Raw genomic sequence first — 17135 nt, forward strand, 5'->3', positions numbered from 1 at the left:
ATGGTTCCTTCGCTGACTACACCAGTCAGCACATCTTTATCGCGGGGTGGAGCAGCCCTCAACCGAATGAACCCATATTGGGTGAATTCGGCAAACCAAACGAACCGGGCCCTGCCAAGCCCACCAACGGTTCACTCACTGACTACACCAGTCAGCACATCTTTATCGCGGGGTGGAGCAGCCCTCAACCGAATGAACCCATATTGGGTGAATTCGGCAAACCAAACGAACCGGGCCCTGCCAAGCCCACCAATGGTTCCTTCGCTGACAATTTCGTCAGCACCAATTTTATCGCGGGGTGGAGCAGCCCGGTAGCTCGTCAGGCTCATAACCTGAAGGCCGCAGGTTCAAATCCTGCCCCCGCACCCAAAACACACAATAAGTCATTTATTACTCACAGCCGAGAAAAATATTCAGCGGCTTCTCTATTTTCAGAAAAATTCTTTCGTTTAATTGCATTATTTAAAAATCCAATAACTTCTTCCGTGCGTATAAAGACTATTAACGTATAGTTTGAAGAATAAAAATGGATATTATAAACAAGATTATTGAAGCTCAATTTATAAAACTACTAAATCAAAAATTGTGCATTGGTGAGCTTAATATTACGCTACCTAATGGAGCTTCGCATCTTGTTGGTAATTATGTTGATTACTTGCCCATAGGAAATATTGTTATTTATAACTATCGCTTTTTATGGCGTTTATACCTATCGGGTGACATTGGCTTTTTTGAAAGTTATGCAAAGGGTGAATGGGATTCACCTAATTTATTTGCGCTTATGCAAGTTTTGAGTGCGAATTTAGATAATTTTGCAAATATACAAAATGACAGTATTTTAAAGAAAACTATTCATGGCATTACACATGTTTTACGTCCAAATAGTAAAAGCGGGTCAAAAAAAAATATATATGCACATTACGATTTAGGGAATGATTTTTATTCACAATGGCTTGACGAAAGTATGACGTATTCAGCGGCTATTTTCGATAATGATTTAGACTTAAACACGGCCCAAAACCGAAAGTATAAAGAAATTGCAAAATCAGTAAATCTTCAAGCCGGCCAATCGGTTTTGGAAATTGGCTGCGGATGGGGCGGCTTTGCAATTTATGCAGCGGAAGTTATCGGTGCAAATGTAACCTGCGTAACTATAAGTAATGCACAATATGAATTTGCCAAAAAGAGAATTAACGATAGGGGATTGGAAGGTAAGGTTAATCTTTTGCTTTGCGATTACCGTGATATAAAGGGGCAATTTGATGCAATTGTTTCTATCGAGATGTTTGAAGCTGTTGGCTATAAATATTGGTCAGACTTTTTTAGGAAAATTAAAGAGGTTCTAAAGCCGAATGGTATGGCTGGGTTACAAATTATAACCATTCATGATGATTTATTTGACAAATATATAAAGAGTGTTGATTTCATCCAAACATATGTTTTTCCGGGCGGCTTCTTGCCTTCGATTAAGAAGCTAAAAAACTACACAATAGAAAAAGGCTTTGAAACCAATGTAGTTCGCAAATTTGGCCACGATTATGCGCGAACACTTCAAGAATGGCATAGAAGATTTAATAGTGCTTGGTCTAATGGGCGTATTAAGGGCTATGATGAGAAGTTTAAAAAATTGTGGAATTTCTATCTTGCATATTGTAACGCAGGCTTTTTATCTGATCGCACGGATGTAATTCATTTAACTCTTAAACGTGGATCTTAAACAATCTACGCAGTGTGTAAATTGTTATCATGCAAGACAAGGTTGCAGCAAACACGCCCCATAGAATATCGCCAATAGCAAGTTTAATTGAGAAACCCTGTATAACTGATAGTGCGGTAAGGTCGTATGTTGAAAATGCAACTAAGCCAAATAAAGAAGCACGCCAAATCGTTTGTTTATATGGCTTTTCTTTGAAGCTTGGCTGAACAACGAATGTTTGTAAGCCTATTGCATAAATAATATAAAAAATGCCGCCTGCCCATAGATTTGGTGAAGGATTTAGAAGCTCCCCCATAAGTGGTCTATAAAAACTATCAAGACTTGCTATGAACCAAACTGCATCAAGGCAAATTAGCGTTATAATTAAAATGATGACACTTGTTATTATTTGAACTAATCTCATTATAAACCTATATTCTTGCAAATGGTTTTAACAATTTGCCCAAAAATGTTTTGGGAAGAATTGGACCATCTTGATAGACAAGGCATAGACAATCTTCATCACCTAAAACTTCGGGCGCATGGATAGTATGGCCATCTTCATAGATAATATCACCTGCATGATAGCTATTTTCCCCATCCTTGAAGCCGCCTTCAAGTATAAGTGTGATCTCATTATTTGTATGGCTATGCGGAAGCATTTGCATGCCTGCTTTGACCCATAGGAAATATGCTTGATTAGGTGCAGGGATGCCATTGTCAACTATGGGTGCAATCCAAACATTTGGCCCTAAAAAATGACGTGGTTTAGTTTTTATGCCTTTAAGGTTATCAGGCAGACTATGCCCATAAATTTCATTTTGCAATTGTGGTAATGGCATAGTTTTCGTTTTGATTTCAGTGCGTGCCAATGCAATGTCTATGGAGTGTTTAGACATTGGGACTTCTTCAGAATTTTCTAATAATTCCCCGCACGCATCTTCAAAGAGAGACGCGTTTAATTCGCACTCTTTGCATAAGTGAAGATGGGTCGCAATTATTATACGTTCGCCATAATCACGACCGCCACGCACATAATCCCATAAATCCAAATCATCTATGTGGCCATTGATGCCATTCGCCATAATCATAATTTTTCCCCGCTATCAGACCGAAGACTTTTTAATTTTTCCAATGCTAGCCTAAGACGTGATTTAACCGTTCCAAGTGGAAGACCTAATGCATCCGCAATTTGTGTGTGTGATAAGTCTTCATAAAAAGATAAACGTACCACCCTTAATTGATCATCTGGAAGTTCTTCAATTGCTTCGCGGACAATTTTTGCGGATTGGCTTTGGACTATTTTCTCATTTTGCAAGGCTGCAATATTTGGTTCTTCGACATATTCGTTCTTAAGGCGTGAAATGCGATTTTGTTTGCGCAAATAATCAGTTCGTAAATTTCGCACTATTGTATAGAGCCATGTTGATGCCTTTGCTTTTGTAGGATTAAATTGGTTTGCATTTTGCCATACTTTTAACATTGCATCTTGTGCAATGTCTTCGGCTTCTGTGTTTGTGCATCCTCGCCCAATTAAGAACCCCTTAATTTTAGGTGCAAAGCGTCCAAATAATTCGCGATAGGCATCACGGTCTTGGGACGCAGCAATAGATATAATTAATTCTTCATCGCTTATGAAAGGACGCGAAGCGTCACTTGCATTATCATCTATTGATGCCATGAATGGCATTTGACCATAAATTTTATATTCAAGCAAAGCTAAATCCTTTGTTTTGCTGCTTTTTACGTCCGTGATAATGTTTTGGTTCACAATGAAATTAATCCAAATACAGTTTGTGGGCGTATCAAATACAAAGGAATTAAAATGCTTAAAATCCATGATTCATTTGATAATTTACAAAATACAGTAAACCACAGAAAAAAGGTCGCAGTAATTGGAAGCGGTATTTCTGGATTAGCTGCCGCGTGGCATTTGCAACATGATTGTGATGTTGAAATATTTGAAAGCGAAGAACAGATAGGCGGCCATAGCCACACGGTAAAACATATGGATGAATATGGCGACCATTGGATAGATATGGGGTTTATCGTGTTTAATAGGCCGTGCTATCCAAATTTAGTGGCACTGTTTGAAGCTTTGGATGTAAAGCATGAACTGGCAGATATGTCATTTGGTGTTTCTGCAAGAGGCGGTAATTACGAATATTCAAGTCTTGGGGTTGATGGAATTATTGCCCAAAAATCAAATTTATTAAGCCCGCGTTTTTATGGAATGATATTTGATATTATTCGCTTTAATAAAAATGCATTATCGGATTTTGCAAAGGGTAAAAACTTAGATCTCAGTTTAGGAGAATACCTCATAAAGGGTAAATATGGAAAAACTTTTATAGAAGATCATTTATTGCCCCAAGCAGCGGCTATTTGGTCATGCACAGCGGAAAAAATTTCTGAATATCCGTTTGAATCCTTTGTACGATTTTTCTCTAATCATGGTCTTTTGCAATTAAAAGATAGGGTTTTATGGCGAAGTGTTGTCGGCGGTGCACAAGCATATCTAAAAAAAATTATAACCAATTTTAATGGGGAAATTCATGTTTCATGTCCCATTAAAAATGTGGTCAGACATGATAATAAAGTTGAACTATTTGGCACAGATAAAAGCCTTGGCCTTTATGATGATGTTGTCTTTGCAACTCATACAGATGTAACGGCAAAAATATTCAATGATGCCGCAACGTCATTGGAAAAAGAGATAATTGGCACGATAAAATATAGCAAAAATCGTGTTATTCTACACAAGGATGTCAAGCTAATGCCAAAACGCCGTAAGGCATGGGCAGCATGGAATTATATTTCAAACACAAAAGGGCTTTGTGTTTCTTATTGGATGAATATTTTACAACGCCTGGAAACGAAACAGGATTATTTTGTAACACTTAATCCACCTATTGAAATTGCACCAGAAAAAATAATCTCCGAGCGAATATTTGACCATCCGATTTTTGATGCCAACGCGCTAAACGCACAAAAGCGGGTCGGGGAGATTCAAGGCGTAAGAAACTTTTGGTATTGTGGCGCATGGCAGGGGTATGGTTTCCATGAAGACGGTTTACAATCTGGGCTAGCTGTTGCTGAAGCAATATCAGGAAGGAAGCGCCCATGGGATTTTGATAATTCTCAAAGTCGGCTTGCATATCAAATGCCACAAATGGTGCAAAATGCGTAAAGGGTGTATTTATTCCGGTGAAATCATACACAGACGGCTTTTGCCGCGTGCGCATTTTTTATCATATTCTGGATTTATGCTGTTTTTGGACGTTTCTAAGTTGGATGACCTTAGTGGACTAAAGTTTATATCCGTAAACCGCTTTAATCTATTCAGTTTTTATGAGAGTGATTATGGCGTATTGCCTAGCAACAATGGCAAAAATATATATCAGCGCATAAAAAATATGCTGTCAGATTTAGGTATCGCATCCGATGGGCGAGATATTTTCATTCTTACTATGCCGCGAGTATTGGGGTTTGTTTTTAACCCAATAAGCATTTATTATATTATGAATGGCGATAGGGTTGAGTATGTTATCTATGAAGTTAACAATACGTTTGGTGATAGACACTCTTATGTATTGGAAAGCAATAATGACCAAATAATATTACAAGAGACCCAAAAACGGCTTCATGTTTCGCCATTTATGGCGACCAATGGTATGAAGTATAAATTCAAATTGGCTTTACCATCAGATGATATTTTAGTTAATATAAAGCTTTTGGATAATAAGAACCAAAAATATCTTTTTGCTTCCTTCAAAGGGCATGCCGACAAATTGAATGATGCAAATTTGTGGAAAATATTTTTGAAATTACCGTTTTTTACCCTAAAAGTTGTTTTTGGCATTCATTATGAAGCCTTAAAGCTAATTTTCAAAGGTCTTTGGCTGAAACCAAAACCAAAGACCCCAAAGTCAGGTATTAGTTTAAATAATAATCCAACTATTAGTTAATTGGGCGCATTAAATAATGGCTGATTGACCATTCTTTACCATCATCAAAACCAAATAATCCAGAAGTAGACAAGAAGAAAAGTCGCCATCTGCGCATCCAAATTTGATAGTCTTTTCCATATGTAACACGGAAAATATTCGCGATTTTTTCGCGATTTTCATCGAAATTTCTTAGCCATAAATCAGCGGTTTTCTTATAATGTGTACCATTCCAATTCCAGACTTTTTCAATCGTAAAAATATTTCCCATTTGTGCCATAAGATTATGTGATGGCATAATGCCACCTGAAAAGAAATATCGCCCAATCCAATCCGCCGGGTTATTTAAATCAAAGCGATATGAATGTGATTTATGTGTGAAAATATGAATAAAGATAAATCCATCAGGCTTTAACCATGTGCGCGCCCGTTCCAGCAAACTTTTCCAATTCGACATGTGTTCAAACATCTCAACCGATACGATACGATCAAATTTTTTATCCACGTTGAAGTCGTTCATATCAGCAGTAATAACTCTTAGATTTTTTACGCCACGAACTAATGCTTGATTTTCAATATATTCACGTTGGGAATTAGAATTAGAAACAGAAGTTATTTTTGAATTTGGATATTTTTGCGCCATATAAAGCGACAATGATCCCCACCCGCAGCCTAATTCCAACACCTCTTGGCCATCTTCAAGATTGGCACGTTTGCAAGTTTCTGAAAGTGCATTTTCTTCTGCTTGAATTAGGGTTGTGGTATCTGCTTCAAAGAAGCAACAAGAGTATTTTCTGTGTGGTCCTAAAACAATCGCAAAGAACTCGGACGGGATTTCATAATGTTGTTCATTTGCTTCTTGTGTATTGGCAGCAATTGGAAAATTTATCATTTCATTTGCAAATTGTTCGTCCGAGTATTTTGTCTTGATCAAGCGTTTTTTCTGCGTGCCAACTAGATAATTTATACCTTGTGAGTAAAGAAAATCTGGTAATGGGGCGGTTTCTGCAAAGCCTATAATGCGTTCTAGATTAATCATCTTTTGCTCTCTTTTGGTGGTAGTGGAAAAAACGGACTTGTGGTTTGTTGATATTCTGCGAATACTTCACCGCGCGTTTGCAGCATGTACGCTTCTAATGGCGGGATGCCAGATGCATAGCGCAATAATAAATACATCATTATTGGTGCGGCAAATGCCAAAATTGAGATAGGACTACCTTCATTTAAATTTATTGCTGATAGGGCAATTCCACACCAAAACAAGAATTCAAAGAAATAATTGGGATGGCGTGAATATTTCCATAGCCCATTGTTACAAACGCCGTTTCTGATTCCCATATTGCGGAAATCATTTAATTGCTTATCGGCCAATGCTTCACCCATCAGGGCGATTATTATAATTATTGCCGCCAATATGTCTAAAAAATCGATTGTGTGTTTTTGTGCCGAAAGCAATAACGAACAGCTTAAAATAATTGCGCAAAACGCCTGGATTTGAAGAAATATGAATAATTGCAAAGATGCATTTTTACCCCATTGGGTTTTTAATGCTTCATATCGCGGGTCATCTTTAATGCTGCCGCGCTTCCATAAATATGAAGAAAGGCGAAAACTCCAAAAGCTGATTATTAAAGCCAAAATGGTGGAACGAAATGTTGCGCCAACATAAAAAATTGCAATCAGCGACAATAAACCAACGTTTATGGCCCAAACAGCATCTATATAACCACTGCGACTGGTTTTGCGCTCTAAAAACCAAGCAATCGACATAATAAAAAATGCGGTTGCCGTCAAAAACATAAAAAATTGAATAGTCATAACAATGATACGTTATGAGTTTGCGTCTGGTTCAGTTTTACTAATCCAATTACCTGCCCAAGACGTACAAGATTTATGACCAAAAAAATATTTAACCTAATTTTATTCGTTTTTATCACGTTTCCTGTTTCTGCATTTTCAATGCAGCATACGCCGTATGGTAATTGGGCGCGTGGCGATAATATAGCCAAGGTTAATATCTATCAGTGCGGTGCAAATTTATGCGTTAAAAACATTTGGATTAGGCCAGGCACAAAATCAGAAAAAGTTGGCGATTATTTGGTTATTCAAATTCATTCTCATAAAAACGGTCAAATTACTGGTATTGCCGGCGATCCGCAGCGAAATTTAAAATATAAAATATCAATGCAATATGCTTCTGAAAAAATGGTTTCAAAAGGATGTATATTAGGTGGTCTTGTATGCAAAACCGCACATTGGAAAAAGATTGATTAGTATATTTAAAAATTATATTTTTAAATTGGTTTATTTATTATTTGCTTTTTTCCATTCATCATATGCCTTCATCACATTTGAATATGATGTGTTATACCATGAATAGCCATTGCGCCTTTCAAGACTTAGGTCATATACGTTATCGTGGATGGTTTTATCCCTATCGCCAAACAATGGCTGGTTGCTTGTGATATCATAATACCTTGCTAATAAAGGTTTTGCGCCGATTGCATCAATTAATTCTTTATTGCCTGTTTGGTTGCTTTTTTCCCACTTCTTGTTTTCAATTTTGTTGGCATCAAAATATTCTATGCCAGAAATAATTGCGTCTTTAATATCCTTTGAAGGGTTTTGTATCTTCATAAGGTAAAGCAATATATTGGCGCTTTCACCGCTTGCAAGGGACGTCATTTCAAAATTTCTTGCTGAACATGGCAGAAGAGTAAGCGGGTCATATTGCTGCGCCCATATTGTTTTTTTGCCATTCACCTTGACTTGCAGTGAAACTAATAAAGATAGCGCTTTTTGTTGCGCAGTTTTTGCCTGTTCACGAGTTTTGGTGGAAATTTGTGCAAAACCATCTTTGCCATCTGCAATATCACCAAGTATCTTAATGGTATTAAGCATTGCATCATCATTAAGAGTAACAGCATCGTGATACCAACCACGAAGTGGATACATTTGCGGATAGCCGCCATTGGGATATTGCGATTTGATAAGGAACTTTGCGCCATTTTCCAGTGCGTTTATAATTTGTGGTTTGTACTCATCCGGTGCGTTAGAATAGGCATGCGAAAGAAATTTTAGTTCTTCATAGGTTGCATCGTTGTCTATGGTTGCTTCATAACTTCCTTCTGGTGAATAGGCATACCCATTTTGGCGGATAATATTGCGCGGTAATGCCTTGTACCAACCACCAGATGGCATTTGAAAGCTAAGGATTGATAATAGTTTGGTGTTTTCGGTTGCCGTTGATGAGGATAAATTTGCTATTGGTAACAGTTTGTTTTGCCCAGAAAGAATTTGTTTGTCGAATATGGCTTTGTCCTGCTCTCTTTGGGCATCGCTTTGGGCTATATATTCATGCCATTCTTTCTCGTTTATCGGATGGGACGATGAAACCAGGGCATCACTAAGCGGGACTGCAGGGATAAATTTTCCAACAATTTCTGCATTTGCAATCCCGAAAGATAGAAAATAAAAAATGGCTGAGTTCGCAAATAATTTTGAAACAGAATTTTTCATTTCTATCCCTCGGTTTTACATTCTTATGGATGTTTTATAATTTAATGCTCTTGCGATGAATGCGAAAATAAGCTTTGCCAACCTGCCTTTGGTGACATGTCATCAAGATTCCAGTCACTTTCGACAAAGGCCTTGGTGGTTGGCGCATATTTTGGATAACCAATGTAATTTTGGCTTTGGCTGTCAATAATTCCGCCGCGCCCCTCAACCACATCTGATAAGATTTTGAAATCAACTGGGTCTCTTGCCCATGGTCGCGCACCCACTGAAAGATAAATTTCTCTTTCGAGTAATGAAGCCGGAATGGTTTTTACATCGGGGGTTATATATGGCGTTTTTGCTGGGATAATTTCTGCACGTCCTGTGGTGTAACGACCGGTTTGTGCCACTGGTTTACCTTCAAAATCTTGGGCAATATTGTCTTTAAGGTATAATTCAACATCACCATCTCCACCAACGCTAAATAATGGGGTGTCTGGGCGGGTATTTGGCCCTTGGCGATAGACATTGCCAATAAGGGTTACTTTTCCAGTTTGGTACGGCACATTTTCCCATTCGTGCGCTACAAGGTTATAATGGATTGCTTTTTGCCCTGGGTTGTAAATTAAATTATTGATTTCAGCCCCATGCGAACCACCTTTCCATAGAGCATTTCTTTCCATGTTTGAGGCATAAACATTGCCATAAAGCAAAATACCGGTGGTGTTATCATGCATAAGGCCGCCTTTTGAATGTTCACCTTTGGGATGGTTGGCGTTGGCAAGGCCTTCAAAGATTAAATTGTTTGAATAGGTGATATTGTGCGAAGTATTTTGCCGCCATTCATTCACATTCGCACCCTTAAAGCGTTTGCCAGATGCCGACAGGTTTTCATCGGTTCCCCATGAAAAAGAACAATGATCAATGATCACATTATATGCCCCAACAGTTGAAAAGGCATCGTCATCACCGCCAGACATTTTTGCCTTTCCTATATCTCCTGGGCGAAACATAACGTGCTGTATAATTACATCATGGGTTCCGGTTGCATTGGTTTCACCGCGAATAACGGTTATTCCTGGGTTTGGTGCGGTTTGTCCTGCAATTGTGATATATGGGTTTCGGATTGAAAGGTTTTTATCGCCAAGATCAATCACCCCACCAACTTCAAAAACAACGATGCGCGGGCCTTCTGCATCTATGGCTTCACGCAAGGATCCAGGACCAGAGCTATTAAGGTTTGTAACCTTTATAATTCGGCCACCTTTGCCGCCTTTGGTATCTTTTGCCCACGCTGTAAAGTCATAGGTAGAGCGGTTTAATTTATAGGTTTGTGGGGCCTCTTTGGCAAATGCCGTTGAACTAACTGGAAGTGACCCCAATAGGCAAATTGCGGCTATATATTTTTTAAAAGGCTTCAATGTTTCCTCCATTTTCTGCTTTTATAATTTTATTATATTGTTGTTTTACTTCGTTGATAAAGGTTTGGTTTTTTTCCAAATCAGCATCAAAAATCATTTCTAATGATAAGAAGCCGTCAATATCATTTGCTTTATCTTTTGCTTTTTTCGCAATTTCCATAAGGATTTTTGCCATTGGGTCGGTAATTTCCTTACCCTGCCTTGTCATCCTTATAATAAAGCGACACCATGCGGCAATCCCAAGTGACAAATATGAAATGTTGGCATTATCTTTCAGATTTTGTCTGATTGATGGCAATAAGCGAAAGCCAATTTTCTGTGATCCGTCCCATGCAATCTGCGCGAGTTTATGTTGCACCACTGGATTTTTGAAGCGGGCAATAATGTCATTTGCATAAGTTGTGACATCAATATTCCCGACATTTTTTAAAGACGGTATGATGTTTTTGAAAATTAAATCATGCACCAATTTTTCAAGCATTGGGTTTGCCATTGCCTGCGCAACAGTTTCAAAGCCAAGGCACCAACCCAAATAGGCAAGTGTTGAATGAGCGCCATTTAATATTCTTAGCTTTACTTGTTCAAACGCTGCAACATTATCAGTTAGAATTACGCCAACCTTTTCCCAAGGCACATTCTTATGTCCGTCATAGGTTTCAATGACCCATTGCGTAAATTCTTCGCGCCAAACCGCAGCATTATCTTTGTATCCATATTCATCTTCAATCTGGCTAAATAGAGCATTGTCAGATTTTGGGGTAATGCTATCAACCATGGTGGATGGTGCTACAAGATTGTCCATTATATATTTTGCAAAATCAGTATCAATTTTTTGTGCAAAATCGCAAAGGGCATTTTTAACCTTTTTTCCATTTTCGCTAAGGTTATCGCAAGGGATAATCACGAATGGTGGCGTCGCGTTTTTATAGCGTCTCAACAGGCCATTTATAACATAACCAATATAGGTTCTGGGGTTATCAAGGTTTTCTAAATCGTGTTTTATTCCTTCATTGTCCCAATCAAGTTTACCATCATTTTTAATGCAATAACCTTTTTCTGTTATGGTGGAGGTTATGATTTTGATTTCAGGGTTTTGAAGCAAATCAAAAATCTTGCTTTTATTAGGTGGTGCATAAATCGCATCTTTTATCGATGCGATAATGTGGTTTTTGCTATTTTCGCCAAGTTCTTTGATGGTGAATAGATTATCTTGATTTTCAAGGCTTTTGATAGTGTCTTCTGAATTTAGAGCAATTTCAACAATGCCGAAATCAGGCGTAATAGCGTTCAATAAATCAATATAATAACATTGATGCGCGCGGTGAAATGCCCCCGGGCCAAAATGCACAATTGATGCCTTTAAATTGTTTCGGTTAAAGGCTGGTGTTTTGATATGGCTTTGGGATAAAATACTCATAATGTTACCCCATTTTTCCAGATTGCGATTTCACGCTCATCATTGATTTCATTTTTGCTTGGTTTGCCATTGGCGGTTTGAATTATTAAATCCATCAATTCATCAGCAAGGGAATTAAAATCACCACTTTGCACAATTTTCCCGGCATCAAAATCAATCCAATTTGGCTTGCGCTCCGCAAGTGCAGTATTTGAAGCGATTTTCAAAGTTGGAACCGGAAAACCCATTGGCGTGCCGCGTCCGGTCGTAAATAGGATTATATGTGCACCCGCCGCCGCAAATGCAGTTGATGAAATGCCGTCATTTCCCGGTGTGTAAACAACATTCAAGCCAGCTTTATTAGTGCGTCCACCATAATTTATTAAATCAGTAATCGTTGCTTTTCCGGCCTTCTGAACAGCACCTAACGACTTTTCTTCAAGTGTAGTTATACCGCCATCTTTATTTCCCGGTGATGGGTTTTCATAAACTGCAATTTGATTTTTTGTAAAATATTCTTTGAAGTTTCCGATTGTTTCTAAAAATTTGGCTTGCGTTTCTTTGGTTGCGCATCGTTGTAATAAGACTTGTTCTGCACCAAAAATTTCGGGGATTTCACCCATTATTATTGTGCCGTCGGCATCATATATTCTCTCGCTAATATGACCGACAAGTGGGTTAGCGCTTAGTCCAGACATTCCGTCTGAACCACCGCATTTAACGGCAATTTTCAATGACGACAATGGTGCAGGGGTTCTTTGCAGCTGCGCCATTTCATGTTTCCATTTGGTGATATGGTTTAATGCGACCTCAAGTTCATCTGCCACTTCTTGTGCTTTAAAGAATAGTGTTTTTTCTTGTGCGAACTTTGGCAGGGCTTCTATTATTTTGCTGCCCTGATTATTCTCGCATCCAAGCCCAACTAATAAAATGCGGTAGGCGTTGGGGTGGCAAATTAAAGATGTAAGCAAATTTTTGATATTACCTAAATCATCGGATAATTGCGAACAGCCAAATTGATGCGCAAAAACATGGATCTTTCCGTCTAATTCAGGATGGCTTTTTGTTGCCTGAAGCCCAATTTTTTTACAAATATTGGCAACGCAGCCAACCGTTGGGATAATCCAAATTTCGTTACGTATGCCAAAACTGCCATCATCTCGTTGATAGCCCATAAAACTAATTTGTGGGCTGTTATTTGATGGCGTTCTATTATCTATTTTTGGAATTATAGAGGCAATACTTCCGTCAAGATTAGATCGACAATTATGGACATGAACATGTTCGCCCGGCATTATGTTTTGTGTCGCAACCCCAATTGGGTAGCCATATTTTATAATTGCATCACCAGCATTTATTTCACAAATTGCAACCTTATGACCACGACTAATTGGTGAGCTTAAATCAAGATGAAAATTATCGCATGATAATTGTCCCGCTTTGATGTCTTCAAGCGCAACAACAACATTATCAGTGGCGTTTATTTTCATTATTTTACGCAATTTAGCAATTTTCCTCTTTATTAAGACACCGGTGTCATATAATAGTGAATGAATGATTGCAAGTTAAATTTATTTTGCTAATAAAAATATATAAACCAAAGAAATGCTAAGATGTGCGCTGAATCTGTTAATTCTCAGGATATTATAACTGCTGACATTGTCAAAAAAATTGACAGATTATTATCTTCTAAAAAGAAGGTAACAATTAACGATGTTGCTGACGTTGCCGACGTATCTAAGAAAACGGTGTCACGAATTATCAATGATTCCCAAAATGTGAAGGATGAAACCCGAAAACTTGTAAAAGAAGTAATTAGGCTTTTGCATTATACACCAGATCCGCAGGCGCGCGCGCTTGCATCGCGCAAATCATTTTTGGTGGGCTTGGTTTATGATAACCCCAATGCGCAATATGTCGTTAATATGCAAATGGGGATTTTAGACTATTTGCGCTCTAATGGGCGCGAACTTGTGGTTCACCCGTGTGACAGAAATAACGAAAATTTAGTCGATGAAATTCGTGACTTTGTAGAACGCCAAAAACTTAGTGGGGTAATATTATTACCACCTCTTGCGGAAGATAAGCGCCTCATAAATCTTATGATAGAGCTTGATGTGCCGTATGTTCGCATTACCGCGCGTCGTGGCAATCTTACCGAGCCGCCACTTATCGGGGCGCAAGTAATTTCAATTGACCGTGTTGGTTGCGAGGCCGCTGGAAACCATCTTGCGAGGGCCGGACATAAAAATATTGGTTATATTGGCGGTAATCTTTTATATCCATCAGCGCATGAAAGGCGGGCGGGTTTTGAGGCCGGTCTTTTGTCAGAAGGGGTGAAAATCAACCCGCAGTTTGATGAACCGGGTGATTATTCGTTCGAAACCGGATATCTTGCGGCGCTTAAAATATTAAAGCAGCATAATCGCCCAACTGCAATAATTGCCTGTAATGATGAAATGGCTGCGGGTGTTTATAAGGCTGCATATGAGTTAAATATTGCAATTCCTAATGAATTAAGTGTGGTGGGGTTTGACGATGCTCCGCTTTCAGCGCGCTTAACGCCACCTTTGACAACAGTGCGATTGCCAACCCGTGATATGGGGCGCAATGCGGCGCAAATGCTTGTTGAAATTGATAATAAAGGCTTGGTGGAGATGGTGTTCCCGTCTGATTTGATAGTTCGTGGTTCAACCAAGGGATTTTGATAATTTGCATTGAATGCATGCAATTGTCTCTTGTTTTTTAGGTTGTGCATTTAAGTAATTCACTGAAATGAAACGATTTTTAAAAATTTCTGCGATTTAATGAAAAAAGTAAATGACACCGGTGTCTTTTTATTGTAATGCTGGTAAAAATAAATAAGGGAGTTGGTTTTAATGTCGTTGCAATCTGCAAAGCTCATACATAATTCAGATAGGTTATTTCCGTCTGATGTTGGTGTGCGGGCAATTGCGCGTGAATTATTTACCCTTGTTGAAAAGCTACCTATTATTTCGCCGCATGGTCACACTGACCCATCTTGGTTTTCTTTGAATGAAAACTTTGCCAATGCCACAGAATTATTTATATCGCCCGATCATTATGTTTACCGTATGTTATATTCACAAGGTATTGGCCTTGATGAATTGTGCGTTCCAAAGCATGGGGTTTATCCAAAAACTGATAGGCGCGCTGCGTGGCGCATTTTCGCGGAAAATTTTTATACATTACGCGGTACACCATCATATATGTGGTTAAATCATGTATTTTCAGAAGTATTTGGATTTGATATTCTTTTAAATAAACAAAGTGCGGATTTGTACTATGATAAGATAAATGATGCGCTTGCAACGGATGAATTTAAACCGCGTGCGTTGTTTGAACGCTTTAATATCGAGGTTCTTGCAACAACTGAATCGCCAATTGATACGCTTGAATATCATAAAGCCATTCGTGAAAGTGATTGGTCTGGAAATGTTATTACCGCATATCGCCCTGATAATGTAATCGATCCAGAGTTTGAAGGATTTCAAAAAAATCTGGAAATTATGTCGTCATTAAGTGGTGAAGACTGCTTTAGCTATAAGGGTTATATTAAGGCGCATCAGAAACGACGTGCTTTTTTTAAATCTATGGGTGCAACCTCAACCGATCATGGTCACCCAGCTGCCAAGACTGTAAAACTAAGTAGTTCGCGTGCCGAAGCTTTGTTTGAAAAAATTATTTCGTGTCATTTTGATGCGGTTGATGCCGAAGTTTTCCGTGGGCATATGTTGTGTGAAATGGCGCGTATGTCATTAGAAGATGGTTTGGTGATGCAAATTCATCCGGGCGCATACCGCAATCATAATAAAAAGATATTTGATAAATATGGCCGTGATAAAGGGGCGGATGTTCCATCTGTTACAGAATATGTTCAAAATCTAAAACCACTTTTAGATTTGTATGGCAATGAAAAAGATTTAACCATAATTTTGTTTACCCTTGATGAGACGAACTATGCCCGTGAAATCGCACCACTTGCGGGGCATTATCCAGCATTGAAAATCGGCCCCGCGTGGTGGTTCAATGATAGCCCAGAGGGGATGCAGCGTTTCCGCGAAACTATTACACCAATAGCGGGCTTCTATAATACCATTGGATTTAATGACGATACAAGGGCGTTTTTATCAATACCGGCACGTCATGATATGGCGCGCCGCATGGATGCAAGCTTCCTTGCCAATCTTGTCGCGCAACATCGCCTAACAATTGATGAAGCATCCGAAATTGTTGTGGATCTTGCGTATAAATTACCGAAATTAGCTTATAAATTATAGGACAATAAAATGTGCAATAACTCAATATATAATAAGACTTATCACGCAACTCATCCTGACATGATGCAAAATGCCGATAATCAGGATTTACGTGATAAATACTTGTTGGAAAAAATGTTTGAGGATGAAAAAGTCGTCCTAAATTATACCCATTTTGAAAGATTTGTGATTGGTGGTGCCTCACCGGTATCACAAGAAGTGCTTCTTCCCCGCCAAACCGAGCCTGCATCAGCCGCAGGGAAATCATTCCTTGAGCGCCGTGAACTTGGCGTAATTAATGTTGGTGCAGGCAATGGTAAGGTGAAGGTTGACGGTGTTGAATATGTTTTGACACCGAAAGACGGTCTTTATATTCCAATGGGCGTTGAAGAAGTTATTTTTACGTCTGATGACGCAAATAATCCTGCGAAATATTATCTTGCATCTACCCCTGCACATCATGCCTATGAGGTGAAGCACATTTCAATTGCCCAGGCCGTTCCATTGCAACGTGGCGCGCTTGAAACCTCTAATGAACGGACGATTTACCAATATATTGTTCCATCAACTGTAAAATCATGCCAGCTTTTGTTGGGCCTAACCATGCTTAATACCGGTAGTGTTTGGAACACCATGCCACCGCATCTGCATGATCGCCGTTCAGAAGTATATTTCTATTTTAATCTTGGCGAAAATGATCGGGTTTTCCATTTTATGGGGGAGCCAGATAATTGCCGTCACATCGTAATGAAAAATAATCAGGCGGTGGTGTCGCCACCTTGGTCAATTCATATGGGATCTGGAACTTCAAATTACTCATTCATTTGGGCGATGGGTGGTGAAAACCTTGACTATACGGATATGAACCAACTCGACATTTGCCAGCTTGCCTAACAG

At 38.8% G+C, this 17135-nt stretch carries 16 protein-coding genes and 1 tRNA gene; 8 read left to right on the plus strand and 9 right to left on the minus strand.

Annotated elements, in window-relative coordinates:
• The first annotated feature begins 292 nt into the window (after positions 1 to 292).
• Positions 293 to 369, plus strand: a tRNA-Met gene (locus tag KXV15_RS13175).
• Between the two features lie 157 nt (positions 370 to 526).
• The gene (locus tag KXV15_RS13180) at positions 527 to 1717 is read left to right on the plus strand and encodes an SAM-dependent methyltransferase (protein WP_240008677.1); all 1191 of its coding nucleotides are present in this window, start codon (positions 527 to 529) and stop codon (positions 1715 to 1717) included.
• On the opposite strand, the gene KXV15_RS13185 is transcribed toward KXV15_RS13180, so the two are convergent.
• The 3 genes from KXV15_RS13185 to KXV15_RS13195 are packed head-to-tail and all read right to left on the minus strand — an operon-like array spanning position 1701 to position 3467.
• Positions 1701 to 2120 (minus strand): DUF2177 family protein, encoded by a 420-nt coding sequence (locus KXV15_RS13185; protein WP_240008678.1) that lies wholly within the window; start codon positions 2118 to 2120, stop codon positions 1701 to 1703. The genes KXV15_RS13180 and KXV15_RS13185 overlap by 17 nt on opposite strands.
• A 7-nt stretch (positions 2121 to 2127) precedes the next feature.
• Positions 2128 to 2787, minus strand: a complete 660-nt coding sequence (locus KXV15_RS13190; protein ID WP_240008679.1) for a cupin domain-containing protein — start codon at positions 2785 to 2787, stop codon at positions 2128 to 2130.
• Positions 2784 to 3467 carry a sigma-70 family RNA polymerase sigma factor gene (locus KXV15_RS13195; protein WP_240008680.1) on the minus strand — a complete coding sequence of 228 codons (684 nt, stop codon included), beginning with the start codon at positions 3465 to 3467 and terminating at the stop codon, positions 2784 to 2786. The genes KXV15_RS13190 and KXV15_RS13195 overlap by 4 nt, the downstream gene beginning before the upstream one ends.
• 54 nt (positions 3468 to 3521) lie before the next feature.
• On the opposite strand from KXV15_RS13195, the gene KXV15_RS13200 reads away from it, so the two are divergent.
• On the plus strand, positions 3522 to 4886 hold the full coding sequence (locus tag KXV15_RS13200) for an NAD(P)/FAD-dependent oxidoreductase (protein WP_240008681.1): 1365 nt from the start codon (positions 3522 to 3524) through the stop codon (positions 4884 to 4886).
• On the plus strand, positions 4879 to 5664 hold the full coding sequence (locus tag KXV15_RS13205) for a DUF1365 domain-containing protein (RefSeq protein WP_240008682.1): 786 nt from the start codon (positions 4879 to 4881) through the stop codon (positions 5662 to 5664). The genes KXV15_RS13200 and KXV15_RS13205 overlap by 8 nt, the downstream gene beginning before the upstream one ends.
• Here the strand turns inward: KXV15_RS13205 and KXV15_RS13210 are convergent.
• Together KXV15_RS13210 and KXV15_RS13215 are read right to left on the minus strand one after the other, a co-directional pair.
• Positions 5657 to 6682 carry an SAM-dependent methyltransferase gene (locus KXV15_RS13210; protein ID WP_240008683.1) on the minus strand — a complete coding sequence of 342 codons (1026 nt, stop codon included), beginning with the start codon at positions 6680 to 6682 and terminating at the stop codon, positions 5657 to 5659. The genes KXV15_RS13205 and KXV15_RS13210 overlap by 8 nt on opposite strands.
• The gene (locus KXV15_RS13215) at positions 6679 to 7461 is read right to left on the minus strand and encodes a DUF1295 domain-containing protein (RefSeq protein ID WP_240008684.1); all 783 of its coding nucleotides are present in this window, start codon (positions 7459 to 7461) and stop codon (positions 6679 to 6681) included. Before KXV15_RS13215 ends, KXV15_RS13210 begins: the two co-directional genes overlap by 4 nt.
• A 75-nt stretch (positions 7462 to 7536) precedes the next feature.
• On the opposite strand from KXV15_RS13215, the gene KXV15_RS13220 reads away from it, so the two are divergent.
• Positions 7537 to 7917: a DUF2147 domain-containing protein gene (locus KXV15_RS13220; protein ID WP_240008685.1), complete on the plus strand. Its 381-nt coding sequence runs from the start codon at positions 7537 to 7539 to the stop codon at positions 7915 to 7917.
• 30 nt (positions 7918 to 7947) lie between these two features.
• Here the strand turns inward: KXV15_RS13220 and pelA are convergent, their stop codons facing one another.
• The 4 genes from pelA to KXV15_RS13240 are packed head-to-tail and all read right to left on the minus strand — an operon-like array spanning position 7948 to position 13448.
• On the minus strand, positions 7948 to 9162 hold the full coding sequence (gene pelA / locus KXV15_RS13225) for a pectate lyase (protein WP_240008686.1): 1215 nt from the start codon (positions 9160 to 9162) through the stop codon (positions 7948 to 7950).
• 41 nt (positions 9163 to 9203) lie between these two features.
• Entirely contained in the window at positions 9204 to 10562 is a 1359-nt protein-coding gene (locus KXV15_RS13230) for a pectate lyase family protein (RefSeq protein WP_240008687.1), read from the minus strand.
• On the minus strand, positions 10549 to 11979 hold the full coding sequence (locus KXV15_RS13235; protein WP_240008688.1) for a mannitol dehydrogenase family protein: 1431 nt from the start codon (positions 11977 to 11979) through the stop codon (positions 10549 to 10551). The genes KXV15_RS13230 and KXV15_RS13235 overlap by 14 nt, the downstream gene beginning before the upstream one ends.
• On the minus strand, positions 11976 to 13448 hold the full coding sequence (locus KXV15_RS13240; protein WP_240008689.1) for a UxaA family hydrolase: 1473 nt from the start codon (positions 13446 to 13448) through the stop codon (positions 11976 to 11978). The genes KXV15_RS13235 and KXV15_RS13240 overlap by 4 nt, the downstream gene beginning before the upstream one ends.
• Before the next feature lie 123 nt (positions 13449 to 13571).
• On the opposite strand from KXV15_RS13240, the gene KXV15_RS13245 reads away from it, so the two are divergent.
• From KXV15_RS13245 to kduI, 3 genes are all read left to right on the plus strand, one after another.
• Positions 13572 to 14666: a LacI family DNA-binding transcriptional regulator gene (locus KXV15_RS13245; protein ID WP_240008690.1), complete on the plus strand. Its 1095-nt coding sequence runs from the start codon at positions 13572 to 13574 to the stop codon at positions 14664 to 14666.
• A 171-nt stretch (positions 14667 to 14837) separates the two neighbouring features.
• On the plus strand, positions 14838 to 16259 hold the full coding sequence (gene uxaC / locus KXV15_RS13250; protein ID WP_240008691.1) for a glucuronate isomerase: 1422 nt from the start codon (positions 14838 to 14840) through the stop codon (positions 16257 to 16259).
• A 24-nt stretch (positions 16260 to 16283) separates the two neighbouring features.
• Entirely contained in the window at positions 16284 to 17132 is an 849-nt protein-coding gene (gene kduI, locus KXV15_RS13255; protein WP_240008715.1) for a 5-dehydro-4-deoxy-D-glucuronate isomerase, read from the plus strand.
• Positions 17133 to 17135 lie beyond the last annotated feature (3 nt).

This window comes from Pseudaquidulcibacter saccharophilus, assembly GCF_019455445.1.
Classification (GTDB): Bacteria; Pseudomonadota; Alphaproteobacteria; order Caulobacterales; family Aquidulcibacteraceae; genus Pseudaquidulcibacter; species Pseudaquidulcibacter saccharophilus.

What these genes read in the sequence shown, in the direction of transcription:
- pelA (WP_240008686.1), bottom strand. Translation starts at nt 9,162, where the DNA reads ATGAAAAATTCTGTTTCAAAATTATTTGCGAACTCAGCCATTTTTTAT.
- KXV15_RS13205 (WP_240008682.1), top strand. Translation starts at nt 4,879, where the DNA reads ATGCGTAAAGGGTGTATTTATTCCGGTGAAATCATACACAGACGGCTT.
- KXV15_RS13190 (WP_240008679.1), bottom strand. Translation starts at nt 2,787, where the DNA reads ATGATTATGGCGAATGGCATCAATGGCCACATAGATGATTTGGATTTA.
- KXV15_RS13210 (WP_240008683.1), bottom strand. Translation starts at nt 6,682, where the DNA reads ATGATTAATCTAGAACGCATTATAGGCTTTGCAGAAACCGCCCCATTA.
- KXV15_RS13220 (WP_240008685.1), top strand. Translation starts at nt 7,537, where the DNA reads ATGACCAAAAAAATATTTAACCTAATTTTATTCGTTTTTATCACGTTT.
- KXV15_RS13235 (WP_240008688.1), bottom strand. Translation starts at nt 11,979, where the DNA reads ATGAGTATTTTATCCCAAAGCCATATCAAAACACCAGCCTTTAACCGA.
- KXV15_RS13215 (WP_240008684.1), bottom strand. Translation starts at nt 7,461, where the DNA reads ATGACTATTCAATTTTTTATGTTTTTGACGGCAACCGCATTTTTTATT.
- uxaC (WP_240008691.1), top strand. Translation starts at nt 14,838, where the DNA reads ATGTCGTTGCAATCTGCAAAGCTCATACATAATTCAGATAGGTTATTT.
- KXV15_RS13240 (WP_240008689.1), bottom strand. Translation starts at nt 13,448, where the DNA reads ATGAAAATAAACGCCACTGATAATGTTGTTGTTGCGCTTGAAGACATC.
- KXV15_RS13200 (WP_240008681.1), top strand. Translation starts at nt 3,522, where the DNA reads ATGCTTAAAATCCATGATTCATTTGATAATTTACAAAATACAGTAAAC.
- KXV15_RS13180 (WP_240008677.1), top strand. Translation starts at nt 527, where the DNA reads ATGGATATTATAAACAAGATTATTGAAGCTCAATTTATAAAACTACTA.
- KXV15_RS13185 (WP_240008678.1), bottom strand. Translation starts at nt 2,120, where the DNA reads ATGAGATTAGTTCAAATAATAACAAGTGTCATCATTTTAATTATAACG.
- KXV15_RS13245 (WP_240008690.1), top strand. Translation starts at nt 13,572, where the DNA reads ATGTGCGCTGAATCTGTTAATTCTCAGGATATTATAACTGCTGACATT.